22 protein-coding genes and 1 pseudogene are annotated in these 26960 nt (G+C 65.6%); 10 read left to right on the top strand and 13 right to left on the bottom strand.

What is annotated here, in order from left to right:
- Positions 1–6: 6 nt before the first annotated feature.
- The 6 genes and pseudogenes from eccCa to A9X04_RS27345 all read left to right on the top strand — a co-directional run bounded on the left by eccCa (position 7) and on the right by A9X04_RS27345 (position 11245).
- Positions 7–4041: a type VII secretion protein EccCa gene (gene eccCa, locus A9X04_RS27370; RefSeq protein WP_067927741.1), complete on the top strand. Its 4035-nt coding sequence runs from the start codon at positions 7–9 to the stop codon at positions 4039–4041.
- The gene (gene eccD / locus A9X04_RS27365; RefSeq protein WP_067927738.1) at positions 4038–5507 is read left to right on the top strand and encodes a type VII secretion integral membrane protein EccD; all 1470 of its coding nucleotides are present in this window, start codon (positions 4038–4040) and stop codon (positions 5505–5507) included. Before eccCa ends, eccD begins: the two co-directional genes overlap by 4 nt.
- A gap of 29 nt (positions 5508–5536) precedes the next feature.
- The gene (gene mycP / locus A9X04_RS27360) at positions 5537–6892 is read left to right on the top strand and encodes a type VII secretion-associated serine protease mycosin (protein ID WP_067927735.1); all 1356 of its coding nucleotides are present in this window, start codon (positions 5537–5539) and stop codon (positions 6890–6892) included.
- 82 nt (positions 6893–6974) lie between these two features.
- Positions 6975–8390 (top strand): annotated as a pseudogene (locus A9X04_RS27355) (MinD/ParA family protein); the annotation flags it as partial.
- 258 nt (positions 8391–8648) lie between these two features.
- Complete coding sequence (locus tag A9X04_RS27350) at positions 8649–8996, top strand: hypothetical protein (RefSeq protein ID WP_067927734.1); 348 nt, start codon at positions 8649–8651, stop codon at positions 8994–8996.
- Complete coding sequence (locus A9X04_RS27345) at positions 8993–11245, top strand: hypothetical protein (protein ID WP_067927727.1); 2253 nt, start codon at positions 8993–8995, stop codon at positions 11243–11245. The genes A9X04_RS27350 and A9X04_RS27345 overlap by 4 nt, the downstream gene beginning before the upstream one ends.
- 105 nt (positions 11246–11350) lie before the next feature.
- Here A9X04_RS27345 and A9X04_RS27340 read toward each other — a convergent pair whose 3' ends face one another.
- From A9X04_RS27340 to A9X04_RS27300, 9 genes are all read right to left on the bottom strand, one after another.
- On the bottom strand, positions 11351–11635 hold the full coding sequence (locus A9X04_RS27340) for a hypothetical protein (protein ID WP_067927725.1): 285 nt from the start codon (positions 11633–11635) through the stop codon (positions 11351–11353).
- A 26-nt stretch (positions 11636–11661) separates the two neighbouring features.
- Positions 11662–11931 carry a WXG100 family type VII secretion target gene (locus tag A9X04_RS27335; protein WP_067927723.1) on the bottom strand — a complete coding sequence of 90 codons (270 nt, stop codon included), beginning with the start codon at positions 11929–11931 and terminating at the stop codon, positions 11662–11664.
- Positions 11932–12001: 70 nt separating this feature from the next.
- Positions 12002–12814: an ESX secretion-associated protein EspG gene (locus tag A9X04_RS27330; protein ID WP_067927721.1), complete on the bottom strand. Its 813-nt coding sequence runs from the start codon at positions 12812–12814 to the stop codon at positions 12002–12004.
- Positions 12811–13881: a PPE domain-containing protein gene (locus A9X04_RS27325; protein ID WP_067927715.1), complete on the bottom strand. Its 1071-nt coding sequence runs from the start codon at positions 13879–13881 to the stop codon at positions 12811–12813. The genes A9X04_RS27330 and A9X04_RS27325 overlap by 4 nt, the downstream gene beginning before the upstream one ends.
- 53 nt (positions 13882–13934) lie before the next feature.
- On the bottom strand, positions 13935–14231 hold the full coding sequence (locus A9X04_RS27320; protein WP_067927713.1) for a PE domain-containing protein: 297 nt from the start codon (positions 14229–14231) through the stop codon (positions 13935–13937).
- A 54-nt stretch (positions 14232–14285) separates the two neighbouring features.
- A complete protein-coding gene (locus tag A9X04_RS27315) occupies positions 14286–15713 on the bottom strand; it encodes a hypothetical protein (protein WP_156764561.1) in 1428 nt (475 codons plus the stop codon).
- The gene (locus A9X04_RS31800) at positions 15691–15855 is read right to left on the bottom strand and encodes a hypothetical protein (RefSeq protein WP_231985832.1); all 165 of its coding nucleotides are present in this window, start codon (positions 15853–15855) and stop codon (positions 15691–15693) included. Before A9X04_RS31800 ends, A9X04_RS27315 begins: the two co-directional genes overlap by 23 nt.
- A 244-nt stretch (positions 15856–16099) precedes the next feature.
- Positions 16100–16423, bottom strand: a complete 324-nt coding sequence (locus A9X04_RS27305) for a YbaB/EbfC family nucleoid-associated protein (protein WP_067927705.1) — start codon at positions 16421–16423, stop codon at positions 16100–16102.
- Positions 16420–16740 (bottom strand): hypothetical protein, encoded by a 321-nt coding sequence (locus A9X04_RS27300; protein WP_231985836.1) that lies wholly within the window; start codon positions 16738–16740, stop codon positions 16420–16422. The genes A9X04_RS27305 and A9X04_RS27300 overlap by 4 nt, the downstream gene beginning before the upstream one ends.
- 222 nt (positions 16741–16962) lie before the next feature.
- Between A9X04_RS27300 and eccA the strand changes: the two genes are divergently transcribed.
- Complete coding sequence (gene eccA / locus A9X04_RS27295) at positions 16963–18789, top strand: type VII secretion AAA-ATPase EccA (protein WP_067927699.1); 1827 nt, start codon at positions 16963–16965, stop codon at positions 18787–18789.
- Complete coding sequence (locus A9X04_RS27290) at positions 18786–19877, top strand: MinD/ParA family protein (protein WP_369829027.1); 1092 nt, start codon at positions 18786–18788, stop codon at positions 19875–19877. Before eccA ends, A9X04_RS27290 begins: the two co-directional genes overlap by 4 nt.
- Positions 19878–20947: 1070 nt before the next feature.
- Here A9X04_RS27290 and A9X04_RS27285 read toward each other — a convergent pair.
- The gene (locus A9X04_RS27285; protein ID WP_067927694.1) at positions 20948–22060 is read right to left on the bottom strand and encodes a cystathionine gamma-lyase; all 1113 of its coding nucleotides are present in this window, start codon (positions 22058–22060) and stop codon (positions 20948–20950) included.
- Positions 22057–23154 (bottom strand): aminotransferase class V-fold PLP-dependent enzyme, encoded by a 1098-nt coding sequence (locus A9X04_RS27280; RefSeq protein ID WP_082975291.1) that lies wholly within the window; start codon positions 23152–23154, stop codon positions 22057–22059. Before A9X04_RS27280 ends, A9X04_RS27285 begins: the two co-directional genes overlap by 4 nt.
- Positions 23155–23651: 497 nt before the next feature.
- Here A9X04_RS27280 and A9X04_RS27275 point away from each other — a divergent pair, with 497 nt between their 5' ends.
- Positions 23652–24161: an SRPBCC family protein gene (locus A9X04_RS27275; RefSeq protein ID WP_067927685.1), complete on the top strand. Its 510-nt coding sequence runs from the start codon at positions 23652–23654 to the stop codon at positions 24159–24161.
- 318 nt (positions 24162–24479) lie between these two features.
- Here the strand turns inward: A9X04_RS27275 and A9X04_RS27270 are convergent, their stop codons facing one another.
- Together A9X04_RS27270 and A9X04_RS27265 are read right to left on the bottom strand one after the other, a co-directional pair.
- The gene (locus tag A9X04_RS27270; RefSeq protein ID WP_231985831.1) at positions 24480–24980 is read right to left on the bottom strand and encodes a DinB family protein; all 501 of its coding nucleotides are present in this window, start codon (positions 24978–24980) and stop codon (positions 24480–24482) included.
- Positions 24981–25126: 146 nt separating this feature from the next.
- Positions 25127–25840, bottom strand: coding sequence for a hypothetical protein (locus A9X04_RS27265; protein ID WP_067927676.1), 714 nt, complete (start codon positions 25838–25840; stop codon positions 25127–25129).
- A 90-nt stretch (positions 25841–25930) separates the two neighbouring features.
- On the opposite strand from A9X04_RS27265, the gene A9X04_RS27260 reads away from it, so the two are divergent.
- Complete coding sequence (locus A9X04_RS27260) at positions 25931–26587, top strand: nitroreductase family protein (RefSeq protein ID WP_067927674.1); 657 nt, start codon at positions 25931–25933, stop codon at positions 26585–26587.
- The last annotated feature ends 373 nt before the right edge of the window (positions 26588–26960 follow it).

Below are 26960 nucleotides of genomic sequence, written 5' to 3'. Positions count from 1 at the left end.
GGGTTTGTGAGCACTCAGGGTTTTGTTCGCCGAGCGCGGGTGGTGCCGCCGCCGATGCCCGGCGGGGAATTGAACATGGAGGCACCACCCGAGGTCCCGCGGGTCCTGCCCGGCAACCTGGTGTTGCGCCTGATGCCGCTGATGATGGTGGTCGCCGTGGTCGGCATGATCGCGCTGATGGTCACCGTCGGGGGTCGCGACCTGTCGCGCAACCCGATGTTCCTGATTTTCCCGATGATGATGGTCATGTCGGTGGCCGGCATGTTTCTGGGCGGCGGCGGCCGCACCGGAAAGGCGGCCGCCGAACTCAACGAGGAACGTAAGGACTACTTCAGCTATCTGGCCAACCTGCGGGAACAGGTCGACAACACCGGCGAGTCCCAGCGCCTCGCGCTGGAGTGGAGCCATCCCGACCCACGCGCATTGGCCGATGTGGTTGGCACCAGGCGGATGTGGGAGCGTCGGCCGGCCGATGCCGACTACTGCCATGTCCGGCTGGGCATCGGCACCCATCGACTGGCTACCCGCATGCTGGCGCCCGAGACCGGTCCGCCCGAAGATCTCGAACCGGTCGCCACCGTGGCGCTGCGCCGATTCGTCAAGACCCACGCGGTGGTGCACGCATTGCCGACTGCGGTGTCGCTGAGGGCCTTCCCGGCCATCACCTTCGAGGGCCAGCGCAACATGGTCCGCCAATTGGTGCGCTCAATGCTGCTCGAGCTGTGCACGTTCCACGGACCGGATCACGTGCAAGTCGCCATGGTGACCGCTGACCCCGACGGCGAGCACTGGGGCTGGCTCAAGTGGCTGCCGCACGCCCAGCACCCCAATTCCCGCGATGGCATGGGATCGGTCCGGCTGCTGGTCCCTGCCCTGGCGCAACTGGAAACCCTGCTCGCTTCCGATTTCGCCGAGCGTGGCCGCTTCAGCCGCACCGCACCGCCGACCGAGGGAACCAAACAATTAGTCGTCGTCCTCGACGACGGATACGTCAGCGGTGAGGAGCGGCTGGTCACTGACGCCGGCATGGACAGCGTGACGGTGCTCGATCTCAACGGTCCCCGCCAGGGCGTCGCGGCTCGACGCAACCTTCAACTGGTCGTCGATGGCGAAGACGTCGCCGCGCACACCGCAAGTGGCACCGAACGGTTCGCGACCCCCGACTCGCTCACCACCGCAGAGGCGGAGACCACAGCGCGACGCATCGGCCGCTACCGCCCGGCCAGCGCCGCCCACATCATCAATCTCCATGCCGCCACGGGCGTGACAGACCCTGGGTTGATGGCGCTGCTCCGTATCGCCGACGCGGCAGACATTGTGCCGGAACAGGTATGGCGTCCTCGATCACCGCGCGAGCGACTGCGGGTGCCTATCGGCACCACCCCCACAGGGCAGCCCGTCGAACTTGACATCAAGGAGTCCGCCGAGGGAGGGATGGGCCCGCACGGACTGTGCATCGGCGCCACCGGATCGGGTAAATCCGAATTGCTGCGCACACTGGTGTTGTCGATGGTCACCACACATTCGCCGGACGCGCTGAACCTGGTGCTCGTCGACTTCAAGGGCGGCGCCACATTCCTTGGACTCGAAGGTCTGGCCCACATCGCCGCGATCATCACCAACCTCGAAGACGAACTGACGCTGGTGGACCGGATGCGTGACGCGCTGGCGGGCGAGGTGAACAGGCGTCAAGAAGTGCTGCGCGCCGCCGGCAACCTGCCCAACGTCACCGAATACGAACGAGCCCGCGCCGGCGGCGCCGACCTGCCGCCGCTGCCGGCGCTGTTCATCGTGGTCGACGAGTTTTCCGAGCTGCTCTCCCAGAAGCCGGATTTCGCCGAGCTGTTCGTGATGATCGGGCGGCTGGGCAGATCCCTGCACATGCACCTGCTGCTGGCCTCCCAGCGTCTCGAAGAAGGCAAGCTGCGCGGCCTGGACTCGCATCTGTCCTACCGCATCGCGCTGAAAACCTTCACGTCGGGCGAGTCACGCAGCGTACTGGGAGTGCCCGACGCGTACCACCTGCCCAGCGTGCCCGGCTCGGCGTTCCTCAAGTGTGACGTCGACGAGCCGGTCCGGTTCAATACCAGCTACGTCTCCGGCGAATACGTCAAACCCAGGGTGTCCGCGCGCACGGGTCGCACCTCCGCGTTGGGGGCACTGGCGCCCAAACTGTTCACTGCCGTGCCCGTGCCGGCCGCCGAAGCGGCGCCTGCGCCCGCCCCGATCCCAGCGGAACCGGCAGCGGAAACCCCCGCAGCGTCGGGTCCGAAGAAAACCACCGTCCTCGACGTGGTGGTCGGCCGGCTACGCGGACACGGGCGCCCCGCCCATGAAGTGTGGCTCCCGCCGCTCGCCGACAGCCCCGCGGTCAACGAGTTGCTCACCGACTCCGACTGGCGTGCCGCGCAGAACCTGACCGGCCAGCTTCGCATGCCGATCGGGGTCGTGGACCGGCCCTACGACCAGCGCCGTGACGTCTTGATGGTCGATCTGTCCGGCGCGCAAGGCAACGTGGCCGTGGTCGGCGGCCCGCAGTCGGGTAAATCCACGGCGCTGCGCACCCTGATCATGGCGGCCGCGGCTACGCACACCCCGGAGCAGTTGCAGTTTTACTGCCTGGACTTCGGCGGAGGCACCCTGGCCGGGCTGGCGGGCATGCCGCACGTCGGCGGGGTGGCCGCACGTATGGACTCCGACGCGATCCGGCGCACCGTCGCTGAAGTGGCGGGCGTGCTTCGTGCCCGGGAACTTCGTTTTCGTGACCTGGGCATCGAATCCATGCGCGAATTCCGAACTCGCAAGGCACAATTGGCCGCGCTTTCTGCCGAAGCATGCGGCGACGACCCCTTGGCGCATGACAGCTTCGGCGATGTCGTGCTTGTCGTTGACGGCTGGGCATCGATCAAAAGCGATTTCGAGGCCCTCGAGCCCGTGCTGCAGTCGATAGCAATCCAGGGCCTGTCTTACGGTGTGCACCTGGCGATCTCGGCGTCACGTTGGATGGAGATCCGCCCCGCCGTCAAGGACATGCTCGGCACCCGCATCGAGCTGCGGCTGGGTGATCCGATCGATAGCGAGGTGGGCCGCCGGTCGGCCGAATTGGTTCCGGTCGGCCGGCCCGGCCGGGGCATCAACCCCCAGGGCCTGCACATCCTGATAGCCCTGCCGCGGCTGGACTCGGCAAACACCGTCGAGGATCTGCCGGCCGGGGTGGCCGGCGCCGTAGCGGCGATGCGCGCCCATTATGGCCGCCGGCAGGCGCCGCCAGTCCGGATGTTGCCGCACAACGTCGAGCGCGGGAAGGTCGTCGCGGCGGCGGCCGAGGCCGGGCTGTTGAGCCACTCCCGCATCGCGATCGGCATCGACGAGGAGGAACTCGCCCCGGTCGTCGTCGATTTCGACGCACAGCCGCACCTGGTGGCCTTGGCCGACTCCGAGTGCGGCAAGACGGGTCTGTTGCGCAACATCGCCGCCGGCGTGATGGAGAACGCCACGCCCGACCAAGCCAAGATCATCGTCGTCGATTTCCGTCGCTCGCTCCTGGGCGTCGTCGACGACGCATACCTTGGCGGCTACGCCAGCGCCCCGCAGTCGTGCACCGAACTGATGACCGCACTGGCCGGTGCCCTCAAAGACCGACTCCCGCCCGCCGACATCACCCAGCAGCAACTCAAGGATCGGTCGTGGTGGTCCGGACCGGAATTGTTCGTACTGGTCGACGACTACGACCTGCTGGGTGGCAACGCCCTGAGCCATCCGCTCGGCCCGCTGCTCGAATACCTGCCCCAGGCACGCGATATCGGTTTGCGCGTTGCGGTCACCCGACGCACCGGAGGTGCCGCCCGCGCGCTGATGGACCCGTTCGTCGGTCGCCTCAAGGACTTGTCCTGCAACGCGCTGGTGATGAGCGGTAGCAAAGAGGAAGGTCCGCTGTTCGGTGGCTACAAGGCCAGCCCGATGCCGCCCGGGCGGGGAATGCTGATCTCGCGCACCATGAAAGAGGGCGTGATCCAGTTGTCCAGGATGCCTGACCGATGACCGGGGTGAGCGAGCTGCGTCCGGTCGTCGCGGCCCGACCCGCACGGATCCGGGTTTCGGTGCTCGGCACGCTGACCCAGCTCGATGTCGCCCTGCCGGCGGACATTCCGGTGGCGGCCTTGTTGCCCGAGCTGGTGACGCTGATCCACTCCCGCCAGACCCGTGACGTCGAGGATCCCGCCGCCCGCGACGAACGTCGCAGCTTTTGGGTGCTGACCCGACTGGGCGGGGAGCCGCTGCCCCCCGACCAGACGCTGCGGGCCATCGGCATCGCCGACAACGAGTTGTTGCGCCTCTGCGAACAGCGCGCACTCTCACCACCGACGCTGTACGACGACGTCGTCGATGCCGCCGCCCGGCTGAACCGGACGCTGCACCCGGCTTGGACTTCCGGTACGGCCCAAACGATGGGCTTCGTAGGACTGTGGCTGTCTGCCGCGGCGTGGCTTTTCCTCTTGTTGGAGGGGTCGCCCGCGACATACCGCCGCGCCGTGGTCGCCGGCGCTGCGCTGACCGCGCTCAGCCTGATCGCCGTTGCGACGGTCGCGAGCCGCACCCCGCGCTTGAGCCCCATCGCCGCCGCGACCGCCTGGCCGCCCATTGCGCTGGGAGCCGCGCTGGGCTGGAACCTGGCAGCACCGCACGGACCCTACGCCGTGGCTGCGGCAAGCGCGATCCTGCTGGGCCTCGCCGTACTCTGCCAGCGGATCATCGGCGCCGCGCACTGGGCCTATTTGGGTGCGGAGGTGATATTGGGCTTCTCGGGCCTTGCTTTTCTCGGTCGGGGTCTGGCCGTACCCGTGGCGCTGCTGGCGGTGCCGGCAGCCACCATAGCGACGGTGGCTGCACTGGCCGTTCCCACCGTCTTCTCGCGGCTATCGCGCGTCCCCGCACCGCCGGTCAAGGCACGCCGCAAGCGGCGACCCGGGGCCACGATGCCGGGATTCACGCCGACACCAACGGATTCGGCTGAGGGCAACGAGCCCGGCAGCGATATGCCCGGGGCTGAGCAGGTGTGGGCCCGGGTCCACGCGGTGGCGCTGACTCGGGCGGGCCTGCTGGCGGGTCTGGCGGCCGTCGTCGCGACGAGCTGCGCGGTGCTGCAGCGCACCGACCCCGGATGGGCGGCGTTGGCCTTCGCGCTGGTCTGCGCGACGGTGCTGGCGCTGCGCAGCCGGCGGGTTGGCACGCTCGCTGAGCGGGCCGCGCTGGCGGCGCCCGCCGTGGCACTGACGTTGGCCGTGTGCGTGCAGACTCAGGCCGGGGATTTCCCGCTACGGCTGACCGGAATTGGCGTACTCGCCGTCTTGGCCGCGGCGGCGACCCTGGCCGGCGCGTTGGCGCCACAGAGCCGTGTGCGGCAATGGTGTTCGGTTGCAGCGCCCTACCTGGACTACGCCGCCACGGGTGCACTGATACCTGTGGGGCTGTGGGTGATGGGCATCTACGGCAGGCTGCACTGGTGAGTGGCAGCTCCCGTCGCGCCGCGGCGCGGATGTGCGCCGCCGTCCTGGTCGCGGGCGCCGGCATCGGTGTCCCCGCGCCGGCCAGCGCCGTCAGGCCCCCGGTGGTGGAGCCCGGCCCACCACCGGCGGGGCCACCGCTTCCGCCGCAGCCGAGCGAGCTCAAAGCACTCTGCGGCGTGCCCACCGGGGTGTTGGCGGGCACCGACTTCCGCAAGCAGACCAGTGCCGACGCAATGCTCAACTACCGCTCGGCGTGGCGATTCTCGCGCGGGGCGGGTCAGAAGGTGGCGGTCATCGACACCGGGGTGAACCGCCACCCGCGGCTGCACGCGCTCGAAGGTGGGGGCGACTACGTCTCCACCACCGACGGGTTGGCCGACTGCGACGCGCACGGCACCTTGGTCGCCGGACTGATCGCCGCCGCCCCCGACAGCGACGACAGCTTTGCGGGTGTGGCCCCCGACGCTGCGATCCTGTCGATCCGCCAGAACAGCAGCGTTTATGGGCCGGTCGGCGGCGCCAACAACGCGAACGATCCCAATGCCACGTCGACGGGCTACGGCGACACCGCGACACTTGCGCTGGCCGTCACCCGAGCGGTCGATCTGGGCGCCACCGTTATCAACATTTCCGAAGCCGCCTGCGCGGCCGTCGGCACCGGATTAGATGATGCCGGACTGGGTCGCGCGGTTCGCTACGCATTCGACCGCAACGTGGTGGTGGTGGCCGCGGCCGGCAACGTCTCCGCTCAGAGCCGTTGCGCCAGCCAGAATTCGCAGAACGACCCGAACCAGCCGATGACGCAGGGCTGGGACACGGTACAAACCATTGCCACGCCGGCCTGGTTCAGCGACTACGTACTGGCCGTCGGCGCGGTGACCACCTCGGCGTTGCCGGCCGATTTCAGCCTGCACGGCCCCTGGCTGGCCGTCGCCGCACCCGGGGAGAACATCACCTCATTAGACGCCAACGGCCCGGGCCTTGTCGATGCCGAACTGGGCCAACGCGGCCTGATGCCGCTGAACGGCACAAGCTTCGCCGCTCCGCTTGTGTCGGGTGTCGTCGCGCTGATCAGATCACGCTTCCCGCAATTGACAGCCCAGCAGGTAATGGAATTGGTCAAGCGCACCGCGCACACGCCGGGCGACGGACCCAACCCCGCCACCGGGTACGGGGTGGTCGACCCGGTGGCCGCGCTGACCTATCAGCTGCCACCCTGGCAAACCGGAACCGGATCTGAGCGCGCTGCATCGATCGGTCGTGGCGCTCAACCGGATTCGCGCAAGGAGCACGCGCGTACCGTCGTGTTCGGTGTCACCGCGGCCAGCCTGGCGGTGATGGGTGCCGCCGCGGCACTGGCTGCCGCCCGACGACGCTCCCGCTGACCGACACGAGCACGCGCCCGACACGGCACGTACCATCGGAACCGAACTGAGCGCCGGATCGCGGGGGGACAAAACGATGCTGCCGCACGAGGATCCATCGATCGGTGAGCCCGACGAAATCGCTGGACGCGGCACAGGTGATTCGCCGAGCGCCGCGCAGCACCGGCCGCAGTCCGGTGTCGCCACGTCAGCGCAGCCTCGCCTCCCGTTGCCGCCCTGGCAGCTGGCCAACGCGTCGATGATCACGCCGAGGGACACAGGCCAGCGATTCAGGCAACACCAGGCGGCCCCAACACCTCCATTCGGGGAACAGCCGGTTAACAGAACAACACCGGAAAGGTACGGCGAACCGCCACCGCAACAAGAGGATTGGCGTGCCGGGCCGCCCCTGCCTCCGCCGTCTTGGCCGCTGCCGCCGTTGCCGCCGCCGCCACCTCTGCTGCCCCCCGGCTGGCCACCCCCACCGGGCTGGTCAGCCCCACCGGGCTGGTCAGCCCCCGAAGACCACGCCGTTGCACCGCACCACCCCGCGCCAGGCCAGGCCGCCATGCCGCAGGCCGCCCGGATGCCGGTACCACTGGACGAGGCCGAGATCGTCAACCGTGATCGCAGCGCGCCGCAATCTGGCTGGCGTCGACTGGTGCACCGGGCCACCGGCGGACGCATCAACCCCGGCCAGTCCCGCAAAGAGCGCGAACGTCAAGATCTGTTGGCCTTGATCCGCCAGCCCATCATTGGCGACTGCCGCATCGCGGTGCTATCGATCAAGGGCGGCGTCGGCAAAACCACCACCACGCTGGGGCTCGGATCGGCGCTGGCGCTGATGCGCCAGGACCGTGTCATCGCCGTCGACGCCAACCCCGACCGCGGCACTCTGGCCGAGCGGGTCCGCGACGCCTCGACCAACTCCTCGGTGCGCGATCTGCTGAACGATCCCAACATAACTCGCTACGCCGACGTCAGGGGTCATACCCGAATGGCGGGCAGCCGACTCGAGGTGCTGGCCAGCGAGCAAGAACCTGCGGTGTCGGAGGTGTTCGGCGAAGCCGACTACCGGCACACCATCGACATCCTGCGCAACTACTACAACATCATCCTCACCGACTGCGGCACCGGCATCATGCATTCGGCGATGGCAGGCGTACTGGACCTGGCCCACTGCATCGTGCTGGTCAGTTCGCCGGCCATCGACGCCGCCCGCAGCGCCTCGGCGACGCTCGATTGGTTGATGCAACACGGGCATTCGGCGCTGGTGCGCGACGCGCACGTAGTGCTCTCCGCATCACGACCGGGATCAGCCGCTCTGAAGCTCGACAAGGTCTACGAGCACTTCGCATCCCGGTGTCGATCCATCCACCTGATCCCGTTCGACCCGCATTTGGCCGAGGGCGCCGACATCGACGTCGAGTTGCTCAAACCCGCCACGTTCGAGGCCTACCTGCAGTTGGCCGGTGCGGTGGCGCAGACCTTCCCGCGGGTGCACCGATCCCGCCCCTAGTGCACCAGGCGTGTCCGGCGGCGGCCGCGGACCGTGCTTCGCGACACGTGTTCGAACCCTTTTGTGCTGCAACATATAACCGGAGCAGCTGTCCGCGGACAACGCCGCCCTGCGGCAATTCGAATTCTCGGCGAACAATGCAGCGGCGCGCGTCCGGCCGGCCGGACCCGGCATAGAATTAACCGGCAGTAACGGGGTCACTCAAATCGTTGACCGCGAGTAATCTGCGCGCGTCACAGGGCTAAATGGGGGAGTGCGATGACGCTGCTCGTCGACCTGGATCGACTGGCCGGACTCGGGCCGGTATTGCAGGGACTGGCCAACGAGGCCGGGGCTTTGCGCACGGGGCCCGCAGCGGGCCCGTACCTGTCGGTACCGGGGGGCATGGAACCCGCGGTCACCGAAGCCTCCAGCATCGCTCACGACCTGATCGATTCCGTCCTCGTCGGCGCCGTCAAGCAGCGACTGTCGGAGACCGGGAAGATCATGGTCGACGTGGCCAATCAATATCGCAAGGCGGACAACAGCAACGTCAGCGAGAACACCGTGATGACCACCTACACCAATGCCACCGGTGACTGGAGTGTTCCCGCGGTGGCCAAGTGAGCCTGACCAAAACCCAGATCGAGGCGTGGAATCCGGCGACGCTGACCGCGATTGGCGAAGCCTGGACGGCGATGGGCACAAAGATCGACAGCCTGTTCGACCGATACAAATCCGCGGTCGCCAATGTCAACGGCGGCCACTGGCAGGGGGTGGCCGCGGACGCCGCGATGACCCGTGCGGAATCCGATCGACAAGCCGCCGCCCGCGTGGTCGATCATCTCGATCGGGTCGCGAAGATCGCGACCGACGGCTTCCACCAGATCGATGCGCCATTGCAGCGGGCGCGCAACGCGATCGCGGGCGCTCAACAGGCCGGCTTCACCGTCTCGGAGAACTTGGTGGTCTCCAAAGCCGACCTCACCACCAGTGCCGACCTGGCCGCTCAGGAACAGTGGCAGATCCAGATCACCAGCGCCGCCGACGCCACCGAAGAGGCCGACACCCAAGTCAAAGACGCGCTCAACGCCGCGCGCCTGGATCTGCAGGTGGCGTTCATCCAGCCCGCCACCCTCGGTAACGACCAAGGCGCAAGCGACGGTAACCAGCTGCTCAACGATCCCAGGCATCTCAGCGCCGACGAGATTCAGCGGCTCACCGCAGCGGGACTTCTCACTCCGGCGCAACTGACCGCGCTGCAATCCGGTGCCACAGTGGACATCCCGGCCTCGCAGATGCAATACATCAACGCGCTGGCCCGCTCCTTGGACGGCAAGTCGCCGCAACAGATCGAGACCATCCTCAACGAGATGCCGGCCGAGGCGCGACAAGGCGTCGCTAACGCGCTGCAACTGCTGTCCACCAACAGCGTCAGCGCCAGCGTCACCGGCGACAGCACGATCCCCGCCCACGGTGCTACGAATCTGCTGCCGCATCAGATGTACGACGCACTCAACCGTGGCGACTTGATGACCGAAGGATTCTCCCTCGTTGGTGGTTACGGCTATAACACCATCAACCTCAACGGCGTCGGGGCGAACCAAGCCAACGCGGCCATTGCGGCCATGGCCAGCCCCGGACTCAAACACGGGAGCGGTCTGGACAAGGGCGTCCTCAACGCGGCGCAACAGTATCTGCGCGGTCAGGTCGCCGCCGAAAATGACAAGCAAGCCTTGTATTTCGTCGACGGGCGCGGCCAAGAGCCCAACGCGCCGATGACCGAACAAATGTTTGCCGCCGTCGCCGATGACAAAGCGGCTGTTTCCGCGGAGCTGACCGGGTCCAACGGTCAGACCCTGTTGTCGGACGTGTTCAACCATCAATGGAGCGATCACGGTAAGACGGTCTCGCAGCTGTTCAATATCAGCTCCCAGGACGCGGTGGCCGTCCCCGGCGACCGCCCATCGGAAGTGCGCGCGGCAGAGTCCGGCCAGATCGCCCAAACCGTGGCCCAGTACATGTCGAACCACTCCAACGAACTGCTGCATCTGTCCGGCGATCCCGGAACCGCTGTCGGGCAGCGGAACCCGGACTTGATCGTCAACCTGGCCAGCGACCTGGCCCCGTACTACAGCACATTCGCCGGTTCCGAGTCGATACCGGGCGTCAGCCATTTCGCCAACTCCAGTCAGCTGGCCAACATGTACTCGGTGCTGGCCACCAACCCCACCGCCGGGGTGAATGCCGCCATCGCCACCTTCGGGCAGGAAAACGCTCTGGCGACCGCATACGGCAGCGGCCACGCACCCTACACCTACGCTCAGACCGCAGGCCAGATGCAGCACGCACTAGAAGTCGGCACCCAGTCGGCCGAAACCGCCCTCAACCAGGGCGATGTCTACAAGGCTCAGTGGCAAGCCGCCGTCAACGGTGCCAGCTACGACTCGGCGTACAAAGCCGCCGGCGCAGTGCTGAATTACATCCCCGAAGCGGGGCCGGTGATCAAGAGCCTGATCGACGTCGCCGGTCCCGGAATCAAGCCTGACGTCATCGGGATCATCAATCAAAACGCAGTGCAAAACCCGAGCAATGCCATCCCTAATGAGCACGCCGCCAATCAACTCGACACCAACACCACCGTGCAAAGCATCGTCAATGGTCTCGTGACGAAGGATCCGTCGATCGTCAACGATCCAGCCTTCGCGCCATACCGCCACGACGACAACGGCAACCCGACCATCCAGGTCAGCAACCTCAGTGCGCAAGCGGAGATAACCAAACAGCTGTATTCCCGGTACGGAATCGATGTGGGCCAATGGGAATACCAGTTCGACACCGGCATGAACGGCGGGACCATCATCCCCGCCAAGTAAACCCAACCGTCAAAAGCGAACCGTCGCTGCCCCTCCGACATTTCACCGCGGGTGTGCCGGGCCCGCGCGTTGCACGGGGCCCGGCACATCGGGTGGGCCGATTGCTCAGAAGTTGCCGGCCAGGTGCGCGTCGAGCGCCCGCGTGTCTTCCTGCTGCTGGGCACCGCCAGCGCGGGTTGCGGTGATGTCGTTGATCACGTTGTCCATCAGCGCCGAAACCTGCTGATGCTTTTGTTGCAGCGCGTCGGCGGCTTGGCCTTCATACACCGTGGACAGCACGCTGAAGACCTTCTCTACTTCTTCGCGCAACGCTTGCGCGTCGTTGAGGTTGGATTGAATGGCGTCCAAGTGGTCGTAGTTGGAGCCGTAGTCGTAGCGAATCGTGTCCATGCTCAAGTCCTTTCGTTTAGAGCTTGCTACTCGGCGTCGAGGTTGGCGAAGGTGCGCATGTTGGTCTTGCCCGTTTCGGCGACCTGGTTCAAGGCGTTGATCACCGCGGTGAAGTCCTCGTGGTGGTTTTGCATGGTGTTGCCGAAACTCTGTGCCTTGTGACCCAGCCAGGAACTGGCGGTCATGGTTTGGGTGCGGTCGAGGATGTTGTTGGCCAAGGCCCTGGCATTCTGCATCGCCTGGTCGACTTGGGCGATCTTGGCCTCGGCCTCCTGCGGCGTAAGGCTGGTGGTCATAGCTCTCTCCTGAGATCTCTGAGATGTCTGTCCTGTCTTGCGGCAATGCTGCGGCGCTTGTCTGCTGCTGTCAGTCCTCCTCCCACCTCTCAGCCGAAATTTCGACAAGCTGGCTGAGCGCCTGCTTGATTGCGTTGTCGGAACCACCCTTGAGCGTGGTCCACAACTGGCCACTTGGTGAGACACTGGGTGCGGCCACTATGCGGCCACGCCTGGTGCAGAAGACGCCAACGGGGGCAGGACCGCGCAGCAGCCGGTCCGCCTCAAAGCTCAGTGCGTAACAGACGATCTCGGCGAAGGCGAGCCGCGAACCCAGTGCGGAGCCGAACATCATCGCGGTGCGCGCCGGCGCGCCTATCGCGGCCAGTTGGTCGGCCAACCGGGCCGGGTCATGGGTGCCGGTCAGGGCGTCGCTGACCGCGTGCAGCGGAGCGCCGAACGCGGCGACGTCGGCTGGGGGAGCGGCGGGCAAGTGGTGCAGCAGTGGCTTGATCGCCTCGGTCAGCACCGGCCTGCCCGTACCCAGATGCAAGGCGACGACGTTGCCCACGCGCCGCGCCCATGCCCACAGCTTCCCCCGACGCACCACTGTCACGCGCGCGGTGCCCTCCGGGGTGACCAAGCGCATCGCCAGCTCCCGATCGGGCCGTTCCAGCGCCCACAGCGGGCCGACCAATTCGTCCGCCACCGCATCATCGAAAAGTAGTTCCCGGTCAATGAGTGCGGCGGTAGCGGCCTGCGTCGCCGCTGCCAACTCGGATGCGGTGCCGTGGCGAGGCCGCACACCGAGCACTACGGGCAACGTCTGAACGCCCGCACGCGAGGCCAGCACCATCAGCTCGTCATCGCTGAGTTCCAGATGCGCGCGCAGCGAGGCGATCACAGGCGTAGCTCTCGGTCAACGCCAATCACGGGGGTGGACGCGCCGCCATCGAACATGCGCGCTGTCACCGGCTCGTCGGCCACCGTGTCAGGTGGTGGTCCCTCTGGGACCGCCAGTTGGTCGAACACCGAGGTATCGGGCACCCAGCTGACGCTGGAGGCCAACTGCGACTCGTTCGATGCGCCGGCCTGCCACCAGGGCTGCTCCGAGTAGCCCAGGCCCGCACCGGGTTCGCCGGCGCCGTCGAGTGGCTCGCCCGCCTGACTCGACTCGTACTCGCGATTCTGGTCGGCTCTTCCGAGTGCGGCCATGGGCCCATAGCCGGCGCCTGCCGCGGTGCCTCCGGTGCCGGCGGCGCCCGTTGCAGCAAACCCGTTTTGGTGTAGAGGCTTTGGCTGGGCGGTCGGCGCGATGCCGGTGGCCAGCATCGGCGCCAGCGGCGGGGCCGAAACGGTGGTTGGCGAACCACGCCCGCCGGCCCCGGACGACCGATCCTGGGCGTGCTCGGCCGGTGCCGGGCCGTTGCGCGAGACCTGCGGCGGGGAGGCCTGATCCCACGGTTGGGCCAGATCCGAGACCGCGTCTTCGTAGTGAGCCATCACTGCGGCGGCGTCGGCGTGGCTTGTGGTCGCCGCCTCGTCGAGTTCGGCGAACCGACCGGTGAGTACCGCACCGCTGTAGGCGGCCAATGAGGCCATCATGTCGTGCGTGGCTTTGGCCTGTAGCGCTTCGGGGACGCTGGGCATCGCCAGCCAAGCTTCGGTGGTGGCCATGGCGGCTTTTTCGGCGCGCTGGCCGTTGGTGGCGGCGCTGAGGGCCAGTGCTTGCAGCCACCGTCCGAATTCCTCTAGGCGCCCTACCGCCGCGGTAGAGGCCTGGCTGGTCCACGCGTCACGCAGCCGGTCGACCAGCTTGTCGAAATCGGTTGACACACCGGCGAGTTCTCTGGCCACCCGCTCCCATGAGGCGCCGGCTTCGCCCACCGGAGCCGGTCCTGGGCCGTCGGTGAGGTCGCGGGCAAGCTGCTCTGTGCTGCGCGATTGCCACACCACATCCGTGAAACCCACGCCCGGACCTCCCTTTCCCGAATAGCGCGTCCAATTCCCCCGGGCGAAGTCGGCTAGGTGATCGCGTCCCCATCGAAGGTCGCGATGCTGCCCGACTGCGCGCGTAGGGTCGCACCTACGTCGTGCAACTGGCCGGCACCCTGGCCGGCGGCGGCCGCAAACGACCGGTATACATCGTTGAGAGTGGCTGCGACACGCTCGGATACCTCGTCGCGACCCGATGCGGTCACGGTCAGGTTGGCCGTCTCGTCGGCGATCACCCGCTCGATCCGATCAGCCAGCGTCGCGAGTTGGCTGCTAACTTCGGCCACCTCCGAGGGCCGAATCGACAGGGTTGCATTATCACTCACTTCGTTCTCCTCCCCAGTGCATCGGCAGTTTCGACAGTTCGACGGCCGCGGCCCCTAGATTCGCAATGCCACGTCGGGTGGCTCATTGGGGTCGGATTGTCCGATAACGGCGGGCGCGGCGGTTCCCAGGTCCCCGACGATCTCGCCGCCTTGGTCCGTGGTGTGCAAAAACGACGGTGAGGTATGGCTGCTCCCAGCACCGAGTCGCGCCCCACCGGGCGCCATCGGGTTGCCGCCGCCCATCACGCCCGCGCCGGGCGCCCCCACTGCCGACGCGGGCCGCGCTCCTGCTGTCTCGACAGCAGCGGTACCGCTGGGTGGCTGCACCATCGCCGATGTGGGGATCGACCGCGCCGCCGCAGTGGCCGCGCCGCCGGCGCCTCCCGCTACATGACCGGCGGCGCCCGCTGCGCCCCTGGCGCTTCCATGTATCGCGGTGGCCGCGGCGTCAGTCAGCGGAGCGGTAGCCAGACTCCCCGGGCCGCGTGCCGCGTTGCCCGCCTGCATCACCGATTGCAGACCCTGGCTCAGCGAGCTGGCCCCGTACGATAGCGCCTGCGGGGCTGCAGACATCAATGACGACGCCAGTCCGCTGGTCCCGCTACCGGCCGAGCCGGCCGCGGCCGCCGTTCCCGCTGCGGCTGTCCCGGCGGATCCGGCCGCAGCGACTTGCGGGGCAGCCGTCACGGTGACCGGCGCTCCGACGGCGGTCACCTTGGCGGCCTCGGCGCTCAACGAAGCCTGAAGTTGGGTCATCACCTCGGCTGTCGACGTAATCGCATGGTTGGCCGCGGCAATAGCGGCCGCCCACCCCCAAGGGAAAACGATGTTGGGTCCGATTGCGGCCAAGGTGGATTCAAATTCGCTGATGATCTCGATCAGCCGCGATCGCGCCTGCGCGACGTCGGCCGTCGCGGTGGTCAAGCTGCTGCGCAGCGCATCGGCTTGCGCTGCGACCTGCTTGCCGTTGGCGATCGCGGCGGTGGTCTTGTCGACGGCAGCGCCGCTCGAAACGCCTTGCCATATCCCGCCGAGCGACCCGAGCGCCTGCTGCAGAGGCCCGCCGGTCGACTGAAAGGCGTTGGTGATTCCGCCCAGCATCTGGGTGGGATCCAAGCCCTGAAAAGCGCCGCTGCCCAAAGTTCCCAGCGCCGACGTCACGGGTTGGATCAGCGCGCTCGGATCCATCGGGGTGATCGGCGCAGCTGGGGCTTGTTGGCCCATCGGCGCCACGCTCGTCGGTTCCCCGCCAAACGGTGTCGTCCCACCAATACCGGTCGGGTCAGCAAAGGAGGGAAAACCCAGGCGCGCGAGAATTTGATCGACTGGCAAATTCAAGTACTGCTGCAAATTCTGCTCTTGCGCGTCGATAACCGCTGCCGTATCGGAGTCCAGGAGCTGCGGCCCGAACCGGCCCGCCGGATCAGTTGGCGACGAAGACGTGACCATCGGCGCTTGGCTACCCGCCGTCGGCGCCGACAATGGCGGCCCTGGACGCGTCGGTGGCCGCCCCGACGCCGGCATGTACCGCGCCGACGAGCAACGTGGCGGCCAAATTCCTTGCCTGCGCGGGCCCGTACGCCGCGAGGTACGTCGCGCCGATCGGTCCGAGCGCTGCAGCCACGGCCGACAGCATCGCCGCGGAATCGGACGATCCAGCGGCGGTAATCATCTCAGACGCCGCCTGGGACACCGCAGAAAATTCCGCCATACCGGCGGGTGCCGCGGAAAAAACGTCACTCATGTGTCGGTACTTTCCCGGTTGATGTGGTCACGTGCGGCAGGGGACAAAGGGCAATATAACGAAACGGTAACGGCTCCGGTAGTCAGCAAACTTGAACTCTGGTGCAACACAAAGGAAAGTCCCATCAATCCGACACTTTCTGTTGCTGCAGCTGTGCTAGACGAGCGCCCAACTCGGACGCCAGGTAGTTGCACCGCTCGGTCACCAAAGCCTCCGCGACGCGTGCGGTTTCGACGATGAGCGCGGCCAACACACTGGGCCCAAGCCGGTGCGCGCTCGGGCCAAGCCACAGATCGGTCATCGCACCATATCCGTCGACTCGCACCCTGACGTTATGGTCACGGCTGGTCACCCGCACCGACATCGATTTAATCTGTTCGTCGACGGCCGCAACCAAATCACGCTGCTCTGCGAGCCTCGCCATGACTGCTTCGGCCAACCCGCTCACAGCGAACTCCGCCGTGCGGCCGTAGGCGTCTCCGTATCGCCGAAGGTGTCCTGCTCGGCACGGGCAAGGTCACTTTCGCTGGCCAGGTGCAATTCGCGGATCGCTGTTGCGCCGAAACCCATTTCGGCCAATGTTCGCCGCCGCGCGACCTGGGCCCGCGCCGCCGACAACCGACACAACGCCAAGATCTCGGCCGCGAGTCGTTCGGGCGGCTTGTTCAGTTCGACCGCGTCGAGGTGCAGAGCAACCGGCAGGCCGCGTTCATTGGTACGAACGCATATCGTGCCGCTCAGCGAGCGCACTGGCTGCTGCGCCACGCTCAAGCCTCCCCCCGGAAACTGATACGACACCGCTGTCCGTACATCGCGGTGGCGTGGTACCCCTTTGAATTTAGTACACTGGCGGGGCCGGTCACGTTCCCATGGTCATTAAACGGAACGTGAAAAGTAAGTTACCACTTGGTGTTTGACTGCACAGATCGCAAGAGCGAGCCTTCTCCGCATGAGCCCGACGCGCAGTGAGGAGACACGACAGCGCCGATGAGTGGCACCAGCGATGCGCAGCGGGCGTTTGATGCGGGCGTGCTTTCGCTCGGCATCCCGATCGAGGGCCTCGAGACCCAACGCGACTTGCGCTATGCGGCGCTGGCTTTCAAGCGGGCGACCGAATGCGACCCCGACATGTGCGATGCCTGGTTAGGACGTGCGGTCGCCGGCGAGGTTACCGCCGAAGTGATCTATCACCTTTACCGGAGCAGCACCATCTCGTTGGGCCGTGAACAGCGCCGGCTGGGACTGCCACCGCGCACAATGCGGGCCCGATTCCAAACCGGCCTGTTCTTGGACTATCCACTGAGCACCCTGACCGAGATATGGCTTGCCTACGCGGCCAGCATGATCAGCTCCCGGGAGTACGACGAGGCCGAGCGGGTGCTCGACGGGCTGGGAACGATGCACGCGGCGCTGCCCGGCGGGGAACCCGGTTCGGAACCGATCTGTGCCTACATCCGCGGCGTGCTGCACTTCACCACTCAACGCTGGCCCGACGTCCTGACCGCACTGAAGGACTCGGCCGCCTTCACCGATGAGTACCTGGCGGCCGGTGCCCACTTGATGGTCGGCTCGGCGTGCGCGCAGCTCGGTCTGTTCGGCGAAGGGATCCGGCGGCTGGAGCAGGCCATCGATGGGCCGATTCCGGCGGCGCGGCGGGCTGCGGAGTTCTGCAAGGGATTGACGCTGCGCGAGATGGGGAACGAACACGAAGCCCGCATCATCTTCGAGCGAATCTACAGCGAGGAGCCAACTTTCGAGGCGAACGCTTCCGCCCTGACAGACCCGAAATACCGGCTCGTCGTCACGACCAGCGAAGAGATCGACTCGCGGGCCAACCGGTGGGATCCGTCCACCGCCGACCCCAGCCGTTCCGCCAACACCGAACCCGGCCATGACTACCTGCGCGAAGCTCAGCAGCAACTAGATCGGCAGATCGGCTTATCGGAGGTCAAACTGCAAGTCGCCAAACTCAAGTCGGCGGCGATGCTGGCGAAAGTGCGAGGTGACAAAGGCCTTAGCACCGCCGCACGCAGCCTGCACCTGGTGTTCACCGGGCCGCCGGGCACCGGCAAGACCACCGTTGCGCGCGTCGTCGCGCAAACGTACTGCGGGCTGGGCCTACTGAAGACCGCGACCATCGTGGAAGCGGCGCGCCATGATTTCGTCGGCCAGCACCTGGGAAGCACAGCCATCAAGACCACCGCGACCATCGATTCCGCGATGGACGGTGTGTTGTTCATTGACGAGGCCTACTCGCTCATTCAAACCGGGCTGGCGGGCGGTGACGCCTTCGGTCGCGAAGCTGTCGACACCCTGCTGGCCCGAATGGAAAACGACCGCGACCGGCTGGTTGTGATCATCGCCGGTTACGACGATGAAATCGACCAGTTTCTGGCGTCCAATGAGGGTCTGGCGTCGCGGTTCACCAAACGCATCCGCTTCAGCACCTACAGTCCCGACGAGCTGGGAGCCATCGGGCGGGCGATCGCACGATCGCGCGACTCCGAGTTGGCCCCGCAAGCCTACGAAGAACTGGTTGTCGCCTGCCGCGCCCTGCATCAACGTCAGGCCGCCGACGCCTCCGGCCGACTTCGGCGCGGCATTGACCTGGTCGGCAACGCGCGGTTCGTGCGCAACGTCATCGAGGCCGCCGAGGACGAACGCGAATACCGACTGTCCGAATGTCACGGCGCCAGCATCGAAGACCTCGACGAAACCTCGTTGATGCGCATCGAACTTTCCGACATGCAAGCGGCACTGCAGCAGGTGCTCGGTCTGCTCACTGTTCACTCAACGACCGGAAAGTCACCATGATCCATCCCGACAAGTTCGTTCGCGACGGCAACGGCCGCTCGGCCGGAGACCAGACCCCGCCTTGGCCGGCTCCACAAACCGGGCGGGCATCGACGCCGTTTACCAGCACTGCGTCAGCTAACCCGCCTGAGCTGCCTCGCGCGCGTATGCCCAGCAACGCCGAACTGGGGCTCAGCCGGACCCGCCCGGTGCCACGCGCTGGATGGCGCAAGAAGCTGCATCAGGTCACCGGCATCAACCCGGGTGAATCGGCTGAGCAGGCCCGCCAGCGGGCCACCCTGGACCGGGTCAACCAGCCCGTGCGGGGGGCCTTCAGCATCGCGGTTCTGTCCCAGAAAGGCGGGGTCGGCAAGACGACCACGGCCATCGGGTTGGGTGCCACTCTGGCCACCGTGCGTGGGGACCGGGTGATCGCGGTAGATGCCAATCCGGACTTCGGCACCCTGTCGCAACGTGGGCCCAACGAGACGCGCTCAACCGTGCGCGACGTGCTCCTCGACGAGAACATCGTGCGCTATTCGGATATTCGCCGACACACCTCGCAGGGGTCGAGCAGGCTGGAGCTCTTGGCTTCAGAGCGCGATCCGGTCACCTCAGAAGCCTTCTCCGACAACGATTACCGCGGCGTGCTAAGCGTACTGCGCAGGTTCTACAACATCATCTTGACCGACTGCGGCACCGGGCTGGTGCACTCGGCTATGAGTGCCGTGCTCGACGAAGCGGATGTGATCGTGGTCGTGGCTTCGCCCGCTATCGACTCGGCGCGCAGCGCGTTGGCAACGCTCGACTGGCTCGAGCAAAACGGCTATGGGCATTTGGCGGCGCAGACGACCGTGGTTCTCAGCGCATCGCGGCCCGGACCCACGGGGCTGGATGTCGACCTGTTGGCCAGCCACTTCGTCCCGCGCGTGCGCGCGTTGCACATCATCCCGTTCGACGACCATCTAGCCGAAGGTTCAGAAATCAATTTCGACCTGCTCAGCCGACAAACCCGACATGCGTTCCTGGAGCTGGCTGCAACGATCGCCGACGGCTTCAGCACGTTAAGCGCGCGTTCCAGGAACCGGGGTGCTCTACGACGGGACTGACTCAGCAACTGACTCACTGGGGAGCGTTCGGATACGCGATGTCACGGTGGCGTCGGCCACGACGGCCACGATGCCGATGGGGCACTCGTTGATTCGGTCGTAGTAGGGGGGCCCCGCTCGTCGGGAAAAGCGTCACGGTGACGAAATATGTTGTGCCGCTGGCTAACAAGCTGATCTCGGAACCGTGCCGACTTTAGCGCTCCGCGGCGGGCCTGGGTCCGGTCGGGACTGTACGCGTCGCCAGCGGACTCGAGCCACGTATCGCGTTGGAGGTGCAACGAGGGCTTGTCTGGTCCGTTGAGCTGTCCGGCCGGGGCGAAGGTTCAACCCGGATTTCGCCGAGCTTCATGAGCTCACACCGGCAGATTGTGTCCATAGATGCAATTGCCAATAGCCCAGCGGGCCATGCCAATTCGTCACCGTGACGTATTGGATTATCCAACTGGGTGAGAGGATCGGGGGCCGTGGACCGGGGCCGCCAGCGGCGGACCGTCAGATCCGGGCGCTTGCATTCCATGGTCGGCGCTCAGCCGGCTTACCCAGTCGGACGCAGCCGCGTGGTTGCATGACATGAAGGCCGGACAAGCGACGGCTCGCGGCGCGGGACGGCGTCGGGGCAATCGTAGGCATGCGACGGATTGTCTATCTGAATCTCGTTCGCGAGCGCCCTTGGTCTCATTGCCTGGTAGCCGTTGTGCCGATAAGCGACATTATGTCAGGCTAAGCACTGCATATTGCACCAGATGAATCATCGCCTGACCTCTTGCTGGTCACCGCTCCTCCCGTCGCCTTTCGGCTGCGTTGCAAGACTTTCGTCCCACAGGCCCTGCGGTGCGGGCTTGTGTCGGCTGCATGCCGGCGGTTGACGTCTCGCCACGCAGAACGCGATACTACGGCGCGTAGTAGCGAGAGAGAAGCCGTCGGCTGTGCCAGTGCACACCGCGGGGTTCCCGCGCTGCTACAAGCCTCAGGTGGTCAAGGCCTGGGCCCACCCAGCATGCCGACCTCGGCTGAGCGCTCCCCCGCATGCTGGCGGTATTCCCGCAGCACTGTCCGGGGCTATTCGTGGGTCATTGAGTTGGCACGAGGGCGTGTTGGATGTCGGCGAGCAGGTCGTCGGCGTCCTCGATGCCCAAGGCGATGCGCGCGAATCCGTCAGGGACGTGGTCGCCCCATTTTGCACGGCGATCCACTGAGGTGTGGATGCCGCCGAAGCTAGTGGATGCGATCAACAACTCGCTGCGCTGGACCAGTGCGTGGACTGCTGTGGCGTCGCTCAGTTCAACGGAGACTATGCCGCCGAATCGGTGCATCTGTGCTGCGGCTACCGGGTATGCCGGGTCGTCGACCAGGCCTGGGTAGCGCACCTTCCGTACCGCAGGATGATCACGCAGCATCGTCGCGAGCCGTTGGGCGTTGAGGCATTGGCGTTCGAAGCGCAGTCCTGCGCTGCCCAGGCTGCGCAGGACCAACCAGGCCTCGAATGGGCCGAGGATGGCGCCGCTGTGCACCCGTTCGCGCTCGAGCGCGGCGATCAACTCGGGTTGATTGCCGGCGACGTATCCGGCCAACACGTCACTATGACCCGATAAGGATTTTGTCGCGCTGGCCACCACCAAATCAGCGCCCAGCGCCAGTGGCTGTTGGCCCAGCGGTGTGGCGGTGGTGTTGTCCACGATCAAGCGTGCGCCATTACTGCGGCATACCGTCGCCAGCCGGTGGAGATCGACGACATCCAGTCCGGGGTTGGTGGGCGTCTCAGCTAGCACGACGTCGGCCCTTTCGGCGGTCTCACAGATTTGCGAGGTGCCTGCCTCGATGACCGTTATGCCGACGGGCACAAGGTGTTCGGCTGCATAGCGCCGCACTTGGTAGTAGCCATCGGCCGGTACCACCAACACCGATCCGGGTTTGGCCAAGACGCGCAGCGCGGTGGTGATGGCCGCCATGCCGGAGCCGAACACCAAGGCGTCGGCTGCGCCTTCCAGTTGCGCCAGCGCCGATTCCAGGTGGCGCCAGGTCGGATTGGAATTGCGGCCGTAGGTGTCCAGGTTCGCTGTTTCGTCGGTCGATAGGTGATAGGTCGACGCAAGGACGGGCGGCGCCACGACCGGCTGGCCCGGCATTGTCGGCGAACTCACGGCTTTGACGCTACGGGTGGAGTCACCGTATCGACTGGTCATGGCCGCTCATTCCTGTTGGGCGCCGACCCCGGCAGCGATGTCCGCGGGGGGTGTTTCTTGTGGAGGCGGCTGAGTGCCTCGGTCGCGCGGTCGAGGTCGTTGTCGGTGTTGTAGAGGTGAAACGAAAGCCGCGTTGCGCCATCGCGGTTGGCGGCTCGGATCCCGGCGTGGGCCAAGGCCTGGGCTGCGCCGCTGTGACGGACGGCGACGATAGCCGAGTGTGCAGGCGCCATGTCCAGGGCCGCACGCAACTTGTCGGCTAGCGCGGTGACGTGGGTGTGAATGTCCGCCTTGTTCAACCCGGCGGTGGCGCGGAATGCCTCGGCCGCCCCCAGATGCGCCCACCAGGCTGGAGATTCGTCTAAGGCGCGCGCGTCGGCCGCTGGGGTCCAGGGCAAACCGTAAATGCTGGCCCATGGGTCCTTGCCACCCATCCAACATGCGTGATGGGGGATGACCTCATCACGCCAAGAGTCGCTGAGCGCCAGCCAGGCCGCACCCCTGGGCGCCAGTAGCCATTTATAGGAGGCCCCAACCACGGCATCGGCCCATCCCAAGGAAAGCGGCAGCCAACCTGCGGCCTGGGTGACATCGATAAGCACCCGCGTGTTGGTTCCTGCGGTTGCTTCGGCGAGTGCGGCGAGGTCCACCAATGCCCCATCGGCGGAAGCGACCGCACTGACCGCCACCAGGTCGTGCTCGTGCGCGCGGTCGGCGAGCCGGTCGCGACTGACCTCCGCAATAACCACTCCACGATCGGCTTGAGCAGCGAATGGCCAACTCAGGCTGGTGAATTCGCCGCTAGCGATCAATACTCGCGATCGGTCTGGGATCGAGGCGGCCAACAGACCGACGAGGGCGGACACCGCTGCACCAATAGCCACCCGCGATACAGGCACTTCGATCAGGTCAGCGAATCCGGCCCGAGCTTGTGCGATAGCAGCGTCGAAATCCTGGGGCGCATCCCGGCCGCGGCGCCACCGGTTCACCGCGCCACTTAGCGCCTCGGCGACAGATGTCGGCGGTACCCCGATGCTGGCCGTATCCAGATATCCCGCGTCGAGGTCAAAGTGCAAGCCCCACGCATCCCGCAAACTGCGTTTCCTTCCGCCAGTCATTCAATCGTGCCCTCAACGTTAGCGCTCCGCAGGATTCGCGACGGCTAGCGAGCAGCGCCCTATTGACGACGCTATCGGGATTCATTCGCGGCGTGAAGCACGCCGACAATTACGGACTGTGCGGCCCAGGGTGTGCTGTATCTGCGGGACGAAGAAAACAGCCAAGAGTAACGATGGCCGAGACAACCCAGGCCAGATAGCCAGTTGTCGCCGTCGCGGAAGCCGCACGCTCATCGCCCTATCTTCGACCACCGTGGGTTGCAACTGGAACGAGATCGCGGCCGGAATTGTTCATGCCCACGGCCCCCGCGACAAGACCAGGGCGCTGGCCGGTCTGGGTGTGGCGGTCCTTGCATCAAGGCGAGTGGCAGCAGATGGCAGCGTCAGGCATTGTGCCGGCGGCACACGGCCACCATTCTTCATGCATGACTTCGGACAACGTCGACTGGCCGGCCACCAGAAATCATCACTGCATGGGTGGCTCGACGTCGATTCGAATTGGCGTGGCACCGGCAGATGTGTGGTCTTTGGTCAGTGACGTCACGCAGATCGGCCGATTCAGCCCGGAAACCACCGCGGCTGAATGGCTCGACGGTGCAACAGGTCCCGGTCCGGGAGTGAAGTTCCGCGGCCGGGTCAAGCGCAATGAAAAGGGGCCGATCTACTGGACCTCGTGCATGATCACCGAGTGTGAGCCTGGGCGTGTGTTTGCATTTAAGGTGCGGTCACGGCCGATGGGACTCCCGATCGCACCCAAAGACACAATCGGCCTGACATGGCGGTACACGTTCGAACCCGCTGATGGCGGTGGAACGTTAGTCTCCGAAGAATTCGAACTCGACGACACCACCGCGATGCGTATCTATTGGCGGGCGCTGGGCTGGTTGCGCGGACCCCGAATGGTCAAGGACATGGACCGCACACTGCGCGCACTGAAGAGTGCCGCCGAAGAACCAGATGTCCCGGCCGAACCGACCGACTAGGCATCGCCAGCAGGCTCCTTAACCGGCCCATGCTCTACATTATGCACCAAAGCAACTGCTGGAAAAGCGATTTGCGGTCAGGCCCCTACCCAACCTCGGGAGGATTCGCGATCCATCTGGCAGAGATATGGCGGAATGGATACAGCGCGTTACCAGAAAATGCGCCGTTTTCATCAGATGAACCACTGATGTCCCGAGTGATCCTCCCCAGCCCACTAAGCTGTCCACCTAAGCGGTCGCCCGCACCGAGAGCCGGTTTTCGTTGTTTTCGCCGTTCCCTAACGCAGCAGTCCGCACTTGCAGGAAGGATAGCCTGGCTCAAGCGATTTGGCGGCGGATGTCCTGAAGGTGGTGATGCAGGTCGTGGACAGTGTGGAGTGCGAGCCACTTGAGTGAACGGCTGTGGGTCTCGGGATAGTTGTAGACCACGGTGTGCTCCCAGTCCTGGGCCGTCAGTCTTGCCAACACGTTGGTGAACAATGATGCTGCGTCGAAGAGCTGGCGCGCGACGTCGTCGGGGTCTTGCTCGTTGTAGCCGTCGTGCTCAACGCGTTCTTCGCGGCCCATCGGTGGACACTCTGCGCCGTCGGTGCGGCGACCGGCGAGGGCTCGTTCGCGCTGGACGAGAAGCACATCGCGTATATGGCAGCCGTATTCCAGCGGTGACCATGTTGCGGGATCAGGGCGGCGCCGTAGGTCGATCGCATCGCTTTGCAGGATTGCGGCGACCTGGTCGGCAAGCTGTCGAATGCTCTCGCATGCACTTAGAGCCTGCCCGGGCTCATAGGTGAAATCACAGGCTGCGCAATAATCCGTCACACTGGACATCCTCTCAGCCGGCACCACCCACACGGAGCCCTCTCCCCTGCCGGGTCTTTCACCGGTGACGCGGGTCAGGTCGTGGGGTCTGGGAATACGCGATCCCGGTTCGGTCGTAGCGCATCACCCGACTTGGGTTTGTGTCGTCAGTCGGCATGATTCGCAACTTCGCTCAGCAGGCCGATGATCAGCGGGTGTGGGGCATCCGGTGTGCTCGATGTCTGCGGGACGAACAATGTCGCCACGAAGAACGGATGATGAGGGAGTTCGATGATGCGTGGTTCGCCATCCTGGTCAGTGCCCGACACCACCAAGCCGGAGGCTGTCAGCGCTGGTAGGTGATCGAGGTTGAGGCCGAAGTTGCAGTAATACTTTTCGGCGACAGTGTGTTGCTTGTAAAAGCGGGCGGCAGTGGTGTTCTCATTCACCTTGACAGTCATCGTCTGGCCGACCAGTGAGCAGCTCAGTGCCGTGATGAACAGGTCCGAAGCGTAGGGGTCGTACTCGGCGTGCGCGGCGTCGCTGAATCCCAGCACGTTGCGTGCGTATTCGAGAACTACGTGCTGGTATCCCCCACACGTGCCCAGAAGCGGGATGTCGTGCTCGCGCGCGTAGCGGATTACCTTCAATGCGCCGGTCATGCTGCGATAAGGGCTTCCCGGGGCAACCCACCAACCCGCATAACCGGAGAGGTCGTCGCTCGGCATGCCCTCGGCAACATCGGTGGCGATCCATTCCAGTGTGACAGGCTGGGTGGAAGCTTTCGCACTCTGGGCATGCTCGACGGCCGGCGCGATGGCCCTGTGCGGATCGAAATTTGCCTGAAACTCGCCGACAATCCCTATCCGGGCCGGTTCCATAGGAAAATGCTGCCATACCAGCGAATGCGGGCACAGCCAAATAATGGCCGTTCATTAGCGCGGTCCAAGTGCAGCTGACACGATCGAGCGATGTCTGACGTCATCAATTTTTCCCCGGATGAGCTGCTGACCACGACCCGCGCTGTTCGCCGCCGGTTGGACTTCGACCGGCCGGTCCCACTGCGGGTAATCAAAGACTGCCTACGAATTGCTTCGCAGGCCCCGTCAGGGTCAAACCGTCAGGGCTGGCACTGGATCGTGATCACCGATCCTGAACAGCGCGTCCGGATCGCCGATGTCTACCGTGCGGGCTTCGACGAATACCGCACGGCGGCAACCCACGGCGAGGGCCTCTTTGCCGCCAACGACGGGCACAGTTCGACGCAGCAACGCGTCGCCGGCAGCGTCGAGTACCTGGCCCAAAATCTGCACCGTGTCCCGGTGTTGCTGTTGGCTTGCATCACGTCCCCACACAGCTCGGTGCTGCCCGACGCATCTGCGGCGACAATGTGGGGCTCACTGTTTCCCGCGGTATGGAGCTACATGCTGGCCGCGCGCGCCCGCGGACTGGGCACGGTGTGGACAGATCTGCACCTGCGGCACGAGCAGCAGGTCTCAGAGATCCTCGGACTCCCGGACCACATCCACCAAGGGCCGCTCATCCCCACCGCCTACACAGTGGGCACCGACTTTCGCCCTGGTCCGCGCGCACCACTCGATCAGCTTCTACACATCGACCGATGGTGAGACCCTTGGTCGGGCAGCACCAACACCACCTAGACACTCGCCGATCCCCCACTCCTCGATCGGGCGCCGCAGGCAGCCAGCAGTCATGTATGCGCGGATCGAATATGGCGCGCTACCAGCATACCTCGCCATATTCGTTATCCTGTTGTGCACCAGGAGATGTGACCTGACGGCCTGCGCGAATTAGCCACTAGGGCCGTCTATTTCCAGTCGACGGATAGTGCGTCTACGTGGCCGCTCGAAGTGCTAACAGCAACGCCGTCAACGACTTTCGTACCAGATTTGATCTTAACGTTAGCTATCGCTCGCCGTGTTCATCAGATCAATCAGCTCTCATCGCAGGCACACGCTGGGCCTGGTCTCTTAACCACTC

The organism is Mycobacterium sp. E3247 (genome assembly GCF_001667785.1).
GTDB lineage: Bacteria > Actinomycetota > Actinomycetes > Mycobacteriales > Mycobacteriaceae > Mycobacterium.
The sequence above is the reverse complement of the archived record's forward strand: the minus strand, read 5'-3'. Positions and strand labels throughout refer to the sequence as shown.